The organism is Winogradskyella pelagia (assembly GCF_017581965.1).
In the GTDB taxonomy this organism is placed as follows: domain Bacteria; phylum Bacteroidota; class Bacteroidia; order Flavobacteriales; family Flavobacteriaceae; genus Winogradskyella; species Winogradskyella pelagia.
In genome coordinates, this window is sequence record NZ_JAGEVF010000001.1 from 194,223 (window position 1) to 209,164 (window position 14,942).

At 36.9% G+C, this 14,942-nt stretch carries 17 protein-coding genes and 1 tRNA gene; 15 read left to right on the plus strand and 3 right to left on the minus strand.

Annotated elements, in window-relative coordinates:
* Positions 1 to 3: 3 nt before the first annotated feature.
* The 3 genes from J4050_RS00890 to dusB are packed head-to-tail and all read left to right on the plus strand — an operon-like array spanning position 4 to position 2,591.
* Entirely contained in the window at positions 4 to 1,131 is a 1,128-nt protein-coding gene (locus tag J4050_RS00890) for a hypothetical protein (protein ID WP_208152056.1), read from the plus strand.
* Between the two features lie 31 nt (positions 1,132 to 1,162).
* Complete coding sequence (locus J4050_RS00895) at positions 1,163 to 1,564, plus strand: DUF4345 domain-containing protein (protein ID WP_208152339.1); 402 nt, start codon at positions 1,163 to 1,165, stop codon at positions 1,562 to 1,564.
* 31 nt (positions 1,565 to 1,595) lie between these two features.
* Complete coding sequence (gene dusB, locus J4050_RS00900; RefSeq protein ID WP_208152057.1) at positions 1,596 to 2,591, plus strand: tRNA dihydrouridine synthase DusB; 996 nt, start codon at positions 1,596 to 1,598, stop codon at positions 2,589 to 2,591.
* Here the strand turns inward: dusB and J4050_RS00905 are convergent.
* Positions 2,588 to 3,790, minus strand: a complete 1,203-nt coding sequence (locus tag J4050_RS00905; RefSeq protein WP_208152058.1) for an FtsX-like permease family protein — start codon at positions 3,788 to 3,790, stop codon at positions 2,588 to 2,590. The genes dusB and J4050_RS00905 overlap by 4 nt on opposite strands.
* The gene (gene rbfA, locus J4050_RS00910; RefSeq protein ID WP_208152059.1) at positions 3,791 to 4,183 is read right to left on the minus strand and encodes a 30S ribosome-binding factor RbfA; all 393 of its coding nucleotides are present in this window, start codon (positions 4,181 to 4,183) and stop codon (positions 3,791 to 3,793) included.
* Positions 4,184 to 4,288: 105 nt separating this feature from the next.
* On the opposite strand from rbfA, the gene mce reads away from it, so the two are divergent.
* The 3 genes from mce (at position 4,289) to J4050_RS00925 (ending at position 5,324) form a co-directional block, all read left to right on the plus strand.
* The gene (gene mce, locus J4050_RS00915) at positions 4,289 to 4,693 is read left to right on the plus strand and encodes a methylmalonyl-CoA epimerase (RefSeq protein ID WP_208152060.1); all 405 of its coding nucleotides are present in this window, start codon (positions 4,289 to 4,291) and stop codon (positions 4,691 to 4,693) included.
* Positions 4,694 to 4,769: 76 nt separating this feature from the next.
* Positions 4,770 to 4,843 (plus strand) — tRNA-Ile (locus tag J4050_RS00920).
* 280 nt (positions 4,844 to 5,123) lie between these two features.
* A complete protein-coding gene (locus tag J4050_RS00925) occupies positions 5,124 to 5,324 on the plus strand; it encodes a hypothetical protein (RefSeq protein WP_243878510.1) in 201 nt (66 codons plus the stop codon).
* On the opposite strand, the gene J4050_RS00930 is transcribed toward J4050_RS00925, so the two are convergent.
* Complete coding sequence (locus tag J4050_RS00930; protein ID WP_208152061.1) at positions 5,321 to 5,911, minus strand: riboflavin synthase; 591 nt, start codon at positions 5,909 to 5,911, stop codon at positions 5,321 to 5,323. The genes J4050_RS00925 and J4050_RS00930 overlap by 4 nt on opposite strands.
* 98 nt (positions 5,912 to 6,009) lie before the next feature.
* On the opposite strand from J4050_RS00930, the gene pdxA reads away from it, so the two are divergent.
* The 9 genes from pdxA (at position 6,010) to J4050_RS00975 (ending at position 14,912) form a co-directional block, all read left to right on the plus strand.
* Entirely contained in the window at positions 6,010 to 7,050 is a 1,041-nt protein-coding gene (gene pdxA / locus J4050_RS00935) for a 4-hydroxythreonine-4-phosphate dehydrogenase PdxA (RefSeq protein WP_208152062.1), read from the plus strand.
* A 79-nt stretch (positions 7,051 to 7,129) separates the two neighbouring features.
* Positions 7,130 to 7,669, plus strand: a complete 540-nt coding sequence (locus J4050_RS00940) for a YceD family protein (protein WP_208152063.1) — start codon at positions 7,130 to 7,132, stop codon at positions 7,667 to 7,669.
* An 8-nt stretch (positions 7,670 to 7,677) separates the two neighbouring features.
* Entirely contained in the window at positions 7,678 to 7,881 is a 204-nt protein-coding gene (rpmF, locus tag J4050_RS00945; protein WP_208152064.1) for a 50S ribosomal protein L32, read from the plus strand.
* A 178-nt stretch (positions 7,882 to 8,059) separates the two neighbouring features.
* On the plus strand, positions 8,060 to 9,055 hold the full coding sequence (locus tag J4050_RS00950; RefSeq protein ID WP_208152065.1) for a beta-ketoacyl-ACP synthase III: 996 nt from the start codon (positions 8,060 to 8,062) through the stop codon (positions 9,053 to 9,055).
* Between the two features lie 28 nt (positions 9,056 to 9,083).
* The gene (accB, locus tag J4050_RS00955) at positions 9,084 to 9,572 is read left to right on the plus strand and encodes an acetyl-CoA carboxylase biotin carboxyl carrier protein (protein ID WP_208152066.1); all 489 of its coding nucleotides are present in this window, start codon (positions 9,084 to 9,086) and stop codon (positions 9,570 to 9,572) included.
* A gap of 83 nt (positions 9,573 to 9,655) precedes the next feature.
* Complete coding sequence (gene accC / locus J4050_RS00960; RefSeq protein ID WP_208152067.1) at positions 9,656 to 11,008, plus strand: acetyl-CoA carboxylase biotin carboxylase subunit; 1,353 nt, start codon at positions 9,656 to 9,658, stop codon at positions 11,006 to 11,008.
* A gap of 187 nt (positions 11,009 to 11,195) precedes the next feature.
* A complete protein-coding gene (locus J4050_RS00965; RefSeq protein WP_208152068.1) occupies positions 11,196 to 13,286 on the plus strand; it encodes a zinc-dependent metalloprotease in 2,091 nt (696 codons plus the stop codon).
* A 52-nt stretch (positions 13,287 to 13,338) separates the two neighbouring features.
* Positions 13,339 to 14,451: an NAD(P)/FAD-dependent oxidoreductase gene (locus tag J4050_RS00970; RefSeq protein WP_208152069.1), complete on the plus strand. Its 1,113-nt coding sequence runs from the start codon at positions 13,339 to 13,341 to the stop codon at positions 14,449 to 14,451.
* Complete coding sequence (locus tag J4050_RS00975) at positions 14,451 to 14,912, plus strand: GreA/GreB family elongation factor (protein ID WP_243878511.1); 462 nt, start codon at positions 14,451 to 14,453, stop codon at positions 14,910 to 14,912. Before J4050_RS00970 ends, J4050_RS00975 begins: the two co-directional genes overlap by 1 nt.
* Positions 14,913 to 14,942: the final 30 nt, after the last annotated feature.

Below are 14,942 nucleotides of genomic sequence, written 5' to 3' on the forward strand. Positions count from 1 at the left end.
AAAATGAAAAGAGTAGTTGCTTTATTTAGCCTATTTGCCTTATTAACCGCCTTTACGTGCGAGAATGAACCTTTGGATGATGACATAATAATCGATAATGGAGGTGAAATTAATACAGATATTCTTGGTGTATGGAATCTTGTCGAGTTTGATGTAGAAACAAGTACAACCACTAACTTTAACGGAACGGAAGTTTCATCAGATGTGCAAATATTTAGTACTTCTGCCGACTATACTGTAAATTTCACAGAGTCCACTTTCACTACAAACGGAGGCTACTCTTATAGCTCACTAGTAATTGTTAATGGAATGGAAATTCCTAACGATCCAGTGACATTGACAAATGTTTCTGGTAATGGAACATATGGGGTCAGCGGAAACGAGATGACTGTAAATGGACAGTTTTTTGAGTTTAGCTTAGATGGTGTTGATTCTTCGGTGTTTGGTGAAGATCAAACCCTTCAATTTCAGATTTCTGAGGACGGGCAAACTTTGACCTTTCTTCAAAACGAAACTCAAATAGCTAGCGACCCAACAACAGGGGCCGAGACAACAAGTGTAATAGAGGGCTTTTCAGTATGGACTCGAGACTTTATAGATGACACTTGTACTGCAGAAGCGGCGACAAATGCAGCTGCTGAGGCCTTCAATGAAGATAGTACAAACGAAGATTTGTGTAACGCCTACAGACAAGCATTATTAGACCAAATTGAGGAATGTGGAGACGATGGAAGTCTCCAGGCTATTTTAAATGACCTTTCGGATTGTGCTGCTGTTACATCAAGTGGAGAACTGAGGGTTAGGGCTGGTACATTAACCATAGAATTTGTTCAGCAAACAGTAAGTTTTGATGGCGGCATAATTACGGTTGAAGGAATTAGCGCTCAAGGTGGTTATGAAATTTATTTCCAAGTCGCAGAAGGTGACACAGGCACCGATGTTTTCCAAAATTTTGTATTAACACTAAATGGAACTGAGTTCTTTCCGTCAACCCAGGGTTTTGAAGATTTCACATCTGACACTACAATAAGTAGCGGTAATATTTTGCAAGCTACATTTTTTGGAATCGTTGAAAGCGAAGAAGGGGCAGACCTTAGTCTAACCCAGGGTCTAGCCGATTTAACATATTAGGTTAACCGAGAAAATTAAATCGCTGCTTTTGATGTTTCTTGAAAAAGAACAAATATTTTCTAAGATCCATCTCTTAATATCGGTTGTAATTGTTGCACCTGCAGCAATTATCTACGGGTTTTCTCCAGACTTGTTTTTAGATTTACAAATTAACACAATCGATGAGATTAATATATTAAAGGCCATAACAGGTCTATACTTGGCATTTTCCTCAATTTGGTTATTGGCACTCTTTAAGAACTCATTAATTCAAGTAGCTCAATCTTCTAATATGGTTTTTATGTTGGGTCTAGGCCTTGGTAGAGTGTTAAGTTTTATTCTCGACGGCGTACCCTCTTATGCACTAATATATGGTGCAATAGGCGAATTGCTGTTAGGGTTTTACGGCATTTGGCTGTTGTTTTCGTACAACACCAAAAAACCGATACCTTAAAAATGAGTAGATTTGCATCAAAAACAGGTACTTGGTTAAAATAGGTCACATAGAACTCCCAGATTTCCCTTTGCTTTTAGCTCCTATGGAAGATGTAAGCGACCCTCCATTTCGCGCTCTGTGCAAAGAGCAAGGAGCAGATGTGGTATACACCGAATTTGTTTCTAGCGAGGGCTTAATTAGAAATGCGGCAAAAAGTGTAATGAAGCTAGATATCTATGAAAAGGAGCGTCCTGTTGGTATTCAGATTTTTGGTGCCAATATGGAAAGTATGCTTCAGACCATTGATATAGTGGAAAAATCTAATCCCGATATTATAGACATTAATTTTGGTTGCCCGGTAAAAAAAGTCGTATCAAAAGGTGCCGGTGCTGGAATTCTAAAGGACATCTGTCTCATGGAGGAGCTTACGGCAGAAATGGTTAAACGCACCAATTTACCTGTTACCGTTAAAACCAGATTGGGCTGGGACCACGATTCTATAAAAATTGTAGAGGTCGCAGAACGATTGCAAGACGTAGGGATTAAGGCCATTTCCATTCACGGAAGAACAAGGGCCCAGATGTATAAGGGCAATGCCGATTGGAAACCCATCGCTGCGGTAAAAAACAATCCTAGAATGCATATCCCGGTTTTTGGGAATGGTGATATTAATACACCAGAACGTGCTGTAGAGATGAGAGATTCTTATGGTTTAGATGGGGCAATGATTGGGCGCGCTTCAATAGGTAATCCGTGGTTTTTTAAACAGGTAAAACACTATTTTAAAACAGGAGAACATTTGGCGCCAATAACTATTGAAGAGCGTGTTGAAGCAGCCAGACGACACCTCCAAATGTCCATAGATTGGAAAGGTGAAAAATTAGGGGTTTTTGAAACAAGGAGGCACTATACAAATTACTTTAAGGGCATTCCAGACTTCAAACCTTATCGAATGAAAATGGTAACAAGTGACCATTCTAAAGATGTATTTGACGCTTTTGATGAGGTGCTTGAAAAATTCTCGAATTATCAGTTTACGCACTAAGGTTTAATCAGGCTTTTTGTAATGCGCATCGTTGCAATGCGCGAAGCTGCTAGACCTAGCCCAACTATCGTTACAATAACAATAACAACATTCATAAACTTTAGTTCAACAGGATAAGGTAATTGAGGTGTTAACATTACCAAATCAAAAGACTTTTGCATCAATACCACCACCACCCCTAAAGTAACTCCAAAGAGCCCACTAAAAATAGTCATAAGACTACCCTGAAGGAAGAAAATAGATTTTATTGAACCCAATTCAGCTCCTAAATTAAAGAGCGTATTTAACGACTTCTTTCGATCAAGAATCATCATAATAATAGCACCTATGATGTTAAAAAGCGCAATGATTATAACAAGCGTAAATATTAAATAAATAGCTAGGTTTTCAGTATTTAACATTTTGTACAGTGAATCATTGAGTTGCGCTCTGTTTTTTATAACAAATCTATCCACAAATTTTTTATTTATTGCATCGCGGACAACTCCTTCATTAACAGAATTATTTAATTTGATATCTATACTTGAGATTTGATTTTCCTTATAACTCAACAGTGATTTCGCTAAATTTATATCAGCGAAAATATATTTGTAGTTTAGCTCTTCATTAACATCAAAAAGCCCCACATTTGAAACGTAGACAACATTGTAAGCACTTTTAAGTGATGAGATTTGACCTCTTCCTGGCTTAGGTACATAAAGTGAAAGTGGTTTTAAGTAATCAAAAACACCAAAAGAAAGGTTATTAGAAATACCCCAGCCAGAAACCACTTGGTTGCTATTGGGTTTTAACCATTGGCCCTGTTTAATCATCGAATCCACAGAAGTTACTTTCAAAAAATTTTTATCAACCCCCTTTAGTGTAGCCAGAAGATTCTTAGTATCCGATTTAATGATAACGCGTTCTTCAACAATTTTGCTGAATGCACTAACACCAGCTATGCTTGACAGTTGCATAGCGTCGGCTTCAGTCCAAAAAAAGGATTTGCCTTGGGCAGCAGTGAGATTTAAATCGGGATCAAATACGGAAGTAAATTGGAGACTAAATGTTTTTAAGCCCGCGAAAACAGAAAGTACTATGAACAAGGCTGCTGAAGCTATAGTTACACCTCCCGAAGCTATTAGGCTCATGATATTAATAGCATTATTACTGCTTTTGCTAAAGAGGTAGCGTTTTGCTATATATAAAGGAAAATTCACTTATGATTTTTTTCGCTTTCCTAAAAGATTTGGGTCCTCAATAGGATTGTCTCCTCCCTTCAGTGAGCGCTCTATTTTATCAATATAATCTAGGGAGTCATCAATAAAAAATTCGAGATTAGGCATTCGTCTGAGCTGGTGTCTAGTACGCTGAGCTAACTCGTGTCTAATTAATGGTTTATTGGATTTAATACCTTTTAGCAGTGCTTCCGCTTCTTTATTTGGAAAAATACTGAGGTAAACTTTTGCTATAGACAAGTCTGCCGTAACGTTTACTTTAGTTACAGAAATAATAACCCCTTTAAGGCCTCCCTCCGAAGCAGCACGTTGCAGTACATCTACTAAATCTTCTTGAAGTAATCCCGCTATTTTCTTTTGTCTATTGCTTTCCATAGGGCAAAAATATACCATATTTAATGATAAGTGCTGTTAATAGAACAAAAATCATATTCTGCATTTTTAATAATTGCGATATTTGGTGACTAAAATCGATATAACATGAAAAAAATAGAACATATAGGTATTGCGGTTAAAGATATTGAGGTATCTAATGCATTATTTAAATTGCTTTTTGGAAAAGAGCATTATAAAATTGAAGACGTAGAAAGCGAAGGTGTTAAAACATCGTTTTTTAAATGCGGGCCAAATAAAATAGAATTATTACAGGCCACAAAAGACGACAGTCCAATAGCAAAGTTTATAGAAAAAAAAGGAGAGGGCATTCATCATATTGCTTTTGCCGTTGACGATATTGAAAGCGAAATAGAGCGCTTAAAAGCTGAAGGTTTTCAAATGATTAATAATATTCCTAAAAAAGGCGCAGACAATAAGATTATTGCATTTTTACACCCTAAGGCAACTAATGGAGTTTTGGTAGAGCTATGCCAAGATATTAGAGATTAATTTCTTGTAGAGTATTAAAATATATAGTAATATTGCACACTCTTTTAAAATAAAGAGAGCTTACAACATTCAAATTGGTCCTATAACTCAGTTGGTTAGAGTATCTGACTCATAATCAGAAAGTCCCTGGTTCGAGCCCAGGTGGGACCACGAAAAAACCTTAGTGTAGCTAAGGTTTTTTTATTTAAAAAAGGCAAGGGTCACTAAATAAAAAATAAATATTGCACGCTTCCTATTTAGAACTAAACAGTAATTATAAATTAATATTATATTTGTCGTATACGATAAAAGAGCTGTGTGCACTACTTCCCTAACACGAGCACATTTTAACGTTTTGTCGATAATATTTACCGTTCAAAGACGTTTTTTAATAGAATTGATTTTGTTGGCTAGGATTTTTTTTTACTTTTACCACACCTTAATTAATATAATGCCTAATAAAAATATGTTTGCCTCAATCTTATTTTTTTGCCTAGGCCTTGTTTCTTTGGCTCAGGGAGGCACACCTCCGCCGCCTACACCACCACCACCTCCTGGTTTACCTATTGATAATGGCGTTACTGCTGTGTTTGTTCTAGCATTATTATATGGAGGCTATAAGGCGTATCAACGAACAAGACAGAAGGCCTAAAGCCTTAACTCGTTCAAGCGCTTCACGTATTTACCAATAACATCAAATTCTAAATTAACGGAATCTCCTACGGATAAATTTTTAAATGTAGTATGGTTGTAGGTATAAGGGATAATTGCAACCGAAAATTCATGTAACTTAGAATTTACAACCGTTAAACTTACACCATTAACAGTAATTGACCCCTTCTCAATAGTGACGTTGTTCAAAGCGGCATCATAGCTAAAACTAAAAATCCAGCTACCATCTTTTTCGTCAACAGCAGTACATATAGCAGTTTGGTCAATATGACCCTGAACAATATGGCCGTCTAATCGGTCCCCTAGTTTCATGGCACGTTCAATATTGATTTTGTCACCAATATTTAAGAATCCCAGATTGGTTTTTTCTAAAGTTTCCGCAATGGCAGTTACAGTATAAAATTCATCCTTAATATCCACTACAGTCAGACAGACACCGTTATGAGCAACGCTCTGGTCTATTTTTAACTCGTCTGTGATAACAGTCTTTACAGTTATATCAAGATTACTTCCTGATTTATTCAAACTTTCAACAGTACCTATTTCTTCAATAATGCCAGTAAACATAAGTTGATATTTAATTAGTTAAATTTGTGTGCGCAAAGTTAATTACTGATTTAATCCTATAGGTTAATTTTAGCAAAAAAATAGCATATAACAGGCACATGAAGAAGACAGAGAAAACTATAGTAGGTATATCTATTGGCGATATCAATGGCATAGGTCCAGAAATAATATTAAAAACCTATGAAGATGCTAGGATGTTAGAGCTTAATACGCCAATAATTTTTGCGTCTGCAAAACTCATGCAATTTTTAAAAAAGCATTTTAATAGCTCTATTAATTTTTTTAGTATAGATAATCCAGAAAAGGTTGTTCATGGTAAAGTGAATGTTGTTAATGTTTGGAAAGAAACCATCAAAATTGAATTTGGTAAAGAAGACAAAAAAATCGGTGAGTATGCCATAAAATCACTTGAAGCCGCTACAGAAGCACTAAAAAAGGGCTCTATAGACCTACTGGTCACGGCTCCAATCAATAAGCACAACATTCAATCAGATAAGTTTAATTTCCCCGGACATACAGATTACTTGGCTAAGGCTTTAAATGGCGAAAGCTTAATGTTTATGGTAACGGAAGGTTTAAGAGTCGGCCTATTAACAGACCACGTACCCCTTAAAGAGGCCTCTCAGCATATAACTGAAGACCTTATTATAAGTAAAATAAACACAATAATAACCTCATTAAAGCGTGACTTTGGTATCGTAAAACCTAAGGTTGCCGTGTTAGGAATCAATCCCCATGCTGGCGATAGTGGAGTCATAGGGGAAGAGGATGACATCATTTTAAAGCCGACACTGCAAAGAATAAGAGATAATGGTCACTTGGTTTATGGACCTTATTCTGCAGACAGTTTTTTTGGATCTAACGCCTATAAAAATTTTGATGCGATTGTAGCTTCATACCATGATCAAGGGCTTATCCCATTTAAAACCCTCTCTTTTGGAAACGGTGTTAATTACACGGCTGGGTTAAGCAAAGTAAGGACATCTCCAGACCACGGAACAGCTTATGAGATAGCAGGTAAAGGCACAGCAGATGAAAGCTCATTTAAACAAGCCATTTATACGGGGATATCAATTCATAGAAACAGAATAAGGTTTGATGAGTACAGTAGAAACCCATTGAAAAAGGCCTCTAATTAGATGTAAACAAATTTTGTTAATATCTCATCAGTAAATAAGTAAAAATTTATATATTTGCACGCTCAAAATGTGTGTGAGAATGAAGGCATTAAAAGAATACAACATCCCATTTGTGGGATTGAAAACAGGAGATCATCATTTTGAGTACCATATAGGTAATACGTTCTTTCAGAATTTTGATTATGAGGATTTAAATGAGGCAAATGTTGAAATTGCACTTAAATTAGAGAAAAAACCAACGCTATTGGAATTGTATTTCGAGGCGTCAGGAACAGTAAATATAAATTGCGACCTCTCTAATGAGCCTTTCAACCAAGCCATAAAGGATGATTATAAACTTGTGGTTAAGTTTGGAGAAGATTACAACGACGACAATGACGATATTTTAATTATTCCCCATGGCGAGTACCAAATTAATGTGGCACAGTACATTTACGAGCTAATTGTATTGGCCATTCCAATAAAACGTGTACACCCTGGCATTGAAGACGGAACATTACAATCTGACATAGTCAATAAACTTAAAGAATTAAGTCCGGAAACGGAAAAAAAGAAGAAATCTCAAGAACAAATTGACCCAAGATGGGATAATTTAAAAAAACTATTAACGGATAAATAACATTTAAAATGGCACATCCAAAGCGCAAAATATCAAAAACTAGAAGAGACAAAAGAAGAACGCATTATAAAGCGTCTGTTCCTCAAATTGCCACATGTCCAACAACAGGTGAGCCACACTTATATCATAGAGCACATTGGCATGAAGGTAAATTATATTACAGAGGCCAAATTCTAATTGATAACTCGTCCCAAGAAGAAAACGCAGCATAACTATTATGCGCGCATACAATAAAACGCTCCCATCGGAGCGTTTTTTTATTTTTATTTTCTCAATAAGCTAAAAACTACGTAATTTGCGGCATTATTTAGCAAAAATCAAAGAAAAACGGGCAAAAACGAACGGTTTTTGTCAATTTTATCTAATTTGCAATTAATCTAAGAGCTAATAATGAGTAACATCAAAGCGGCCATTACAGCTGTAGGAGGCTACGTTCCAGACTATATTCTTACCAATCAAATTCTGGAAAAAATGGTAGACACTAACGACGAGTGGATTACTACCAGAACTGGGATAAAAGAGAGACGCATTTTAAAAGAAGAAGGTAAAGGGTCGTCTTTTCTTGCTATTAAAGCTGCAGAGCAACTGATTAAAAAGTCGAACTTAGATCCAAAGGAAATAGATTTGGTCATTGTAGCTACCGCTACTCCAGATATGAAGGCAGCTTCGACAGCAGCATACACAGCCACACAAATAGGTGCAGTAAACGCTTTTTCATTTGATTTGGAAGCGGCGTGCTCCAGTTTTTTGTTTGGTATGTCTACTGCGGCAGCATACATCGAATCTGGACGTTATAAAAAAATTCTTCTCATAGGAGCGGATAAGAATTCCTCATTCATTGATTATAAAGATAGAGCGACCTGCATCATTTTTGGAGATGGAGCGGGAGCTGTTCTATTTGAACCAAACGATGAAGGTTTTGGGCTTCAAGATGAATATCTTAGAAGCAATGGAGAAGGAAGAGAATTTTTGCAAGCTACATTTGGAGGGTCCTCTTATCCCATAACTGCAGATACATTCCATGAAGGAAAGCACTATGTATTTCAAGATGGGAAGACCGTTTTTAAAAATGCCGTATTTAATATGGCTGATGTTGCCGAAAAGATTTTGGAGCGTAATCAATTAAGCCAGGAAGATATATCGTGGTTGGTTGCCCACCAAGCCAATAAAAGAATAATAGATGCAACCGCAAGTAGAATTAAACTAGATGATTCAAAAGTAATGATGAACATCCAGAAGTATGGAAATACGACTTCTGCGACACTTCCTTTGCTTTTGCATGATTATGAATCGCAACTCAAAAAGGGGGACAACTTAATTTTTGCTGCTTTTGGAGGTGGATTTACTTGGGGCTCTATTTATTTAAAATGGGCCTATAACTCATAACACAACACTAACTAACAAATAATACATTATGGATTTAAAGGAAATTCAGAATTTAATAAAGTTTGTTGCTAAGTCAGGAGCAAGCGAAGTTAAATTAGAAATGGATGATGTTAAAATTACGATTAAAACAGGTTCAGATTCTGAAACTACAATCGTACAACAACTACCCGTTCAGGCAGCAGCACCTGTTGTGCAGCAACAAGCTCCTCCAGTCGCGGCACCAGCACCAGCTGCACCAGAAGCTTCTGCGCCGGCCGCCGCAAGTGATGATGCTAAATATATTACCATTAAATCTCCTATTATTGGAACATTTTACCGTAAACCTTCTCCCGATAAACCTGTATTTGTGGAAGTCGGTTCTAGTATAAAAGAGGGTGATGTACTTTGTGTTATAGAGGCTATGAAATTATTCAACGAAATAGAGTCTGAAGTTACCGGTAAAATTGTTAAAGTGCTGGTAGATGATTCTTCTCCAGTAGAATTTGACCAACCACTGTTTTTGGTTGACCCATCATAACAATTGAAAATTCCAATCTACAAATCCCAAAACCCAATTGTTGGAATTTGGTGCTTGGAAATTGAATTTTTAAATTAAAAGTTATGTTCAAAAAAATATTGATAGCCAATAGAGGTGAAATAGCACTGCGTGTTATTAGAACCTGCAAAGAAATGGGAGTTAAAACAGTAGCAGTATATTCAACCGCTGATGCTGATAGCCTTCACGTAAAATTTGCTGACGAGGCCGTCTGTATTGGCCCACCGTCTAGTAGTGAGTCTTATTTAAAAATATCTAATATTATTGCTGCGGCAGAGATAACCAATGCCGATGCAATACATCCAGGCTATGGATTTCTGTCCGAAAACGCCAAGTTTTCTAAAATATGCGAAGAGCACGGAATTAAGTTTATCGGTGCCTCAGAAGAAATGATATCCAAAATGGGTGACAAAGCAACCGCTAAGGCTACCATGAAAGCAGCAGGTGTGCCTTGTGTACCAGGAAGTGATGGTATCATAGAAGATTTTAAAGCTTGCGAAAAGATTGCTAAGGACATAGGTTACCCTGTAATGCTTAAAGCTACCGCAGGTGGTGGTGGTAAAGGGATGAGAGCTGTGTGGAAATCCGAAGACTTAAAGGCAGCTTGGGACTCTGCAAGACAAGAATCTAAGGCGGCTTTCGGAAATGACGGTATGTACATGGAGAAACTAATTGAAGAACCAAGACATATTGAAATTCAAGTTGTAGGCGATTCTCGCGGAAAAGCTTGCCATTTGTCCGAAAGAGATTGCTCAATACAAAGGCGTCATCAAAAATTAACAGAAGAGGTGCCATCTCCATTTATGACTGATAAGTTAAGGGATAAAATGGGTAAGGCTGCGGTTAAAGCGGCGGAATACATAAAATACGAAGGAGCCGGGACGGTGGAGTTTCTTGTTGATAAACATCGAAATTTCTATTTTATGGAGATGAATACCAGAATACAAGTGGAGCATCCCATTACCGAACAAGTTATAGATTTTGACTTGATTAGAGAGCAAATTCTTGTTGCTGCAGGAGTGCCAATATCAGGAAAAAATTATACGCCTAATCTACATTCTATAGAATGTAGAATCAATGCAGAAGACCCTTATAATGATTTTAGACCTTCACCTGGTAAAATAACAACTTTACATGCGCCAGGAGGTCATGGCGTGAGATTAGATACTCATGTTTATGCTGGTTATAGTATACCACCCAATTATGACTCCATGATTGCCAAGTTGATAACCACAGCTCAAACTAGGGAAGAAGCGATTAATAAAATGAAGCGCGCACTAGATGAGTTCGTAATTGAAGGTATTAAAACTACTATACCATTCCATCGACAACTGATGGAACATCCAGATTATTTGGCCGGTAACTATACCACCAAGTTTATGGAGGATTTCGAAATTAAGAAAGAAGAGGACGAATAATTAGAACCCAAGCTAACAGCTTGGGTTTTTTGTTTAGCACCTTTACACGACAAGGCTTTTGCTGCTTAATCTCAGAAATTCGCAATTAACACCAATTCCCTAAGGATAAGACCACTGGTTTGTTAAAAAATGTTAACTTTGACATTCTTGGTTTGTCAAGATTTGAAAAAAAATTAAACAATAAAACATGAAAAACTTTACTTTAAAATTATTTTTTTCTGCAGTATTGATTTCTGTTTCGATTAATTCGTTCGCTCAAGAACGTACTTGTGGAATGGAGCAATATATGGAAGAAATGTTACAAGATCCCGTGTATGCAAAACAGTACGAAGAGAGTCAAAAGAAATTTAAACAACGTCTGGAGGAATATTTGTCTAATCAAGATTTGAGAGCTAGTCAAAACACCATAGAAATTCCTGTTGCAGTACACTTCCCTGATGCCAACGAGGCCGATAGAGCCTGTTTAGAGGTATTAGCACAGAATCAAATAGACATTTTAAATGCAGATTATACAGCTACAAATTCAGATATTGCTACGTGGAATAGTTCTGTAAGATTTCTGTTTCCAGGTACAAATGCTGGCGTAGCCGATATCTCATTTTGTATTGCTACGTCTAATCACCCAAGTGGATTAGATCCAGAACTAATAGAAGGAAATCCTGCAATTACTATAGGATATAATTTTGGTGGTGGAAATAACAGAGATAGCAATTGGGCGGGTTACCTAAACTTTGTTGTCCGTAATATTAATGGTGGTATCTTAGGTTTTTCTCCTCTTGGTGGAAGTGTTGCCTTAGGAGATGCTGTTACCATGAACCTTTTTGCATTCGGCTCTAATCAAGTGCCTAGCTGTCCCGGATCGGGAGTGGTTCCAGGAGCACCATATAATCTTGGGAGAACAACAACACACGAATTAGGTCACTTTTTTAATTTAAGACATACGTTTAATGGAGACGGCAACGGATCTTGTGGTTCTGGCGGTGATGGTATTGCAGATACTCCAGAAGTAGCAAATAGCACGTATAACTGTCCTTCACCAAGCGGTACCGCTTCTTGTGTTTCTGGACAGCCTGCTTTAACCATGAATTATATGGACTATGTTAACGATGCCTGCATGTATATGTTTAGTGCAGGGCAAATTAACGTGGCTGAAGCTTGGATAAACAGTAATTTAGTTTCTGCCTTTAAACCAAATGTTTGCCAACCTGCTGCGCCTGGATTTATCATATTAGCTAACGATACAGAATTATTTACCTGCCCAGACACAGATACAGAAGCGGTTTTCAATTTCTCATATACCGCCGTTGCTGGATTTAACGAAAATACAGTGTTTAGTGCTTCAGGCTTACCATCTGGAGCTTCTGTTAGCTTTAGCCCAACTTCTCTGAACTCAGATGGTAATTTTACAATGACTGTAGGTAATTTAGATACCGCAGCTCAAGGCAACTTTACCATTACGGTTACGGGTACTGCTCCGTCAGTATCAGAATCAATAGATGTGGAATTGACAAATGAATGTACTCAAGTCATTTGCGATAATACGGATTCCGACCCAAATCTTAATTTACCGATACCAGATCCTTCAGGTGGGTTTGCAGGTGTAGTATCAGATGTTTTGACGATTTCCGAGTCTTCAATTATAGAGAGTATGACATTGTCTGTTGATGTAAGCCATACTTGGATTAGTGATTTACAAATTTTTATATTTCCACCAACAGCAACAACATTCCCAGATGATGCCATATTACTCTGGGAAAATGAATGCTCTGTAAGCGCGGGATCTGGGTATGATAATTTCTCAATAACTTTTGATGATACAGGAGCACCATTTCCTGGAACCAATGGTTGTAGTGATAATTTTACAGGCACGTACGCACCGCGTCAACCGCTAAGTTCTTTATCGGGAATTGATGCACAGGGAGATTGGGAAATAATTGTATTTGATTTCTTTAATGGAGATACAGGGACGTTAAATAACTGGTCTATGGAAATTTGTACGCGTCAACCATTAAGCACATCAGAATTTGAAATAAATAACTTGTCTATTTTCCCAAACCCTAATAATGGAGAATTCAGCATTGGTTTTGATTCTAATTCTGGAGAAGATATTTCCGTTGAAATCTTTGATATAAGAGGTAGAGTAATTTATTCTCAGCGTTACAATTCTGTGAGTAGATTTGAGGAGGTTATTAATTTAAACAAGGCACAATCTGGTGTTTATTTGTTAAATATCTCAGACGGTCCTCAAAAAGTCACCAAGAAAATAATTGTTGAATAAATCAACCACATATTGATTAAAAGCTCCTATTTTTAGGAGCTTTTTTTATGCTATGAATTTATCATATTGGGAAATAAAGACCTGGTTGTCTCAACTTGACTTCACTATAATTGGAAGTGGAATTGTTGGTCTGAACACTGCTTTGCATTTAAAAAAAAGATTCCCTAAATCTAAGATCTTAGTATTGGAAAAAGGGATGCTACCACAAGGAGCAAGCACAAAAAATGCAGGATTTGCTTGTTTTGGTAGTTTGAGCGAAATTATTTCAGATTTACAAACTCATTCTGAGGAGGATGTCTTTAAACTTATTCAAAATAGAATTAGAGGCCTAAATCTGCTCCGTGATACTTTGGGAGATAACATAATTGATTATAACGGCTTTGGAGGTTACGAGTTATTCTTAGAGAATGATATTGAGCTATTTGAGCGCTGTTTAGCTCACCAATCAAAGGTGAACGCTTTATTAAAGCCTTTATTTAAGGCTGACATTTTTTCAATGCAGACTAATGACTTAGGCTTTAAGGGGATACAACCAAAGCTTTGCTTTAATAAATATGAAGGTCAGCTAGACACAGGAAAAATGATGGAAGCTCTGCTTCAAAAGGCCTATAAATTAGATATTAAAGTATTAAACAATTGCCATGTCCAGACCTTTAGTGAGAATAGCCGCTCGGTAGAAGTTGTTACTGAGGATTTTAATTTTTCAACAGAGCAATTATTAATTGCAACTAATGGTTTTGCTTCACAATTAATATCTCAACCTATTAAGCCTGCAAGAGCCCAGGTTTTGATAACAAAACCTATAAAGGACCTTCATATAAAAGGCACATTTCATTTAGATCAAGGCTACTATTATTTTAGAAATATCGATGATAGAATCTTATTTGGTGGTGGGCGTAACTTAGATTTTGAAACAGAGGAGACTACTGAGTTTGGATTAACAGAACGGATTCAGAATCAACTAAAAGAGTTGCTAAATAAGGTTATTTTACCAAATACAGATTTTGAAGTTGACCACAGCTGGTCTGGTATTATGGGTATTGGTAAGCAGAAAAAACCAATTGTAAAATCCCTAAGCGGTCGTGTTCATTGTGGTGTTAGGCTTGGCGGAATGGGAGTTGCCATTGGAAGTTTGGTCGGAAAAGAATTATCAGAATTGTTGTAATGTCACAGTCTATTAACTTAAAGCAAAGGCTAACCAATATCTGCCAGAAACAAATACAACTGAGATTAGAGCGTATAAAATCTAAAATTAGAGATTTACATGAGGCTTTAAATTCAGAAGCTAAAAGCTCCGCTGGTGATAAACACGAGACAGGTCGAGCAATGATCCAGTTGGAGCGGGAGAAATTAGGATTTCAGCTTGCCGAAATCGAACAGATAATAAAAACTGTTCAGCGAATAGATACTTCAGAACTGCATACGAACGCGCGTTTGGGAAGTGTGGTCTTTACCACACAATTCAATTATTTTATCGCTGCGAGCTGTGGTGAAATAGATTTGGATAACACTAAATTTTATACCATATCTTCTGCTGCACCTCTGGCACAATTACTTTTATCTAAGAAACAAGGCGATGTTTTTGAGTTTAGGGGAAATGAAATCACAATACTTAAAATTGTGTAAAAAACAAGCTGTTTCTTTTCTAGTCTATGA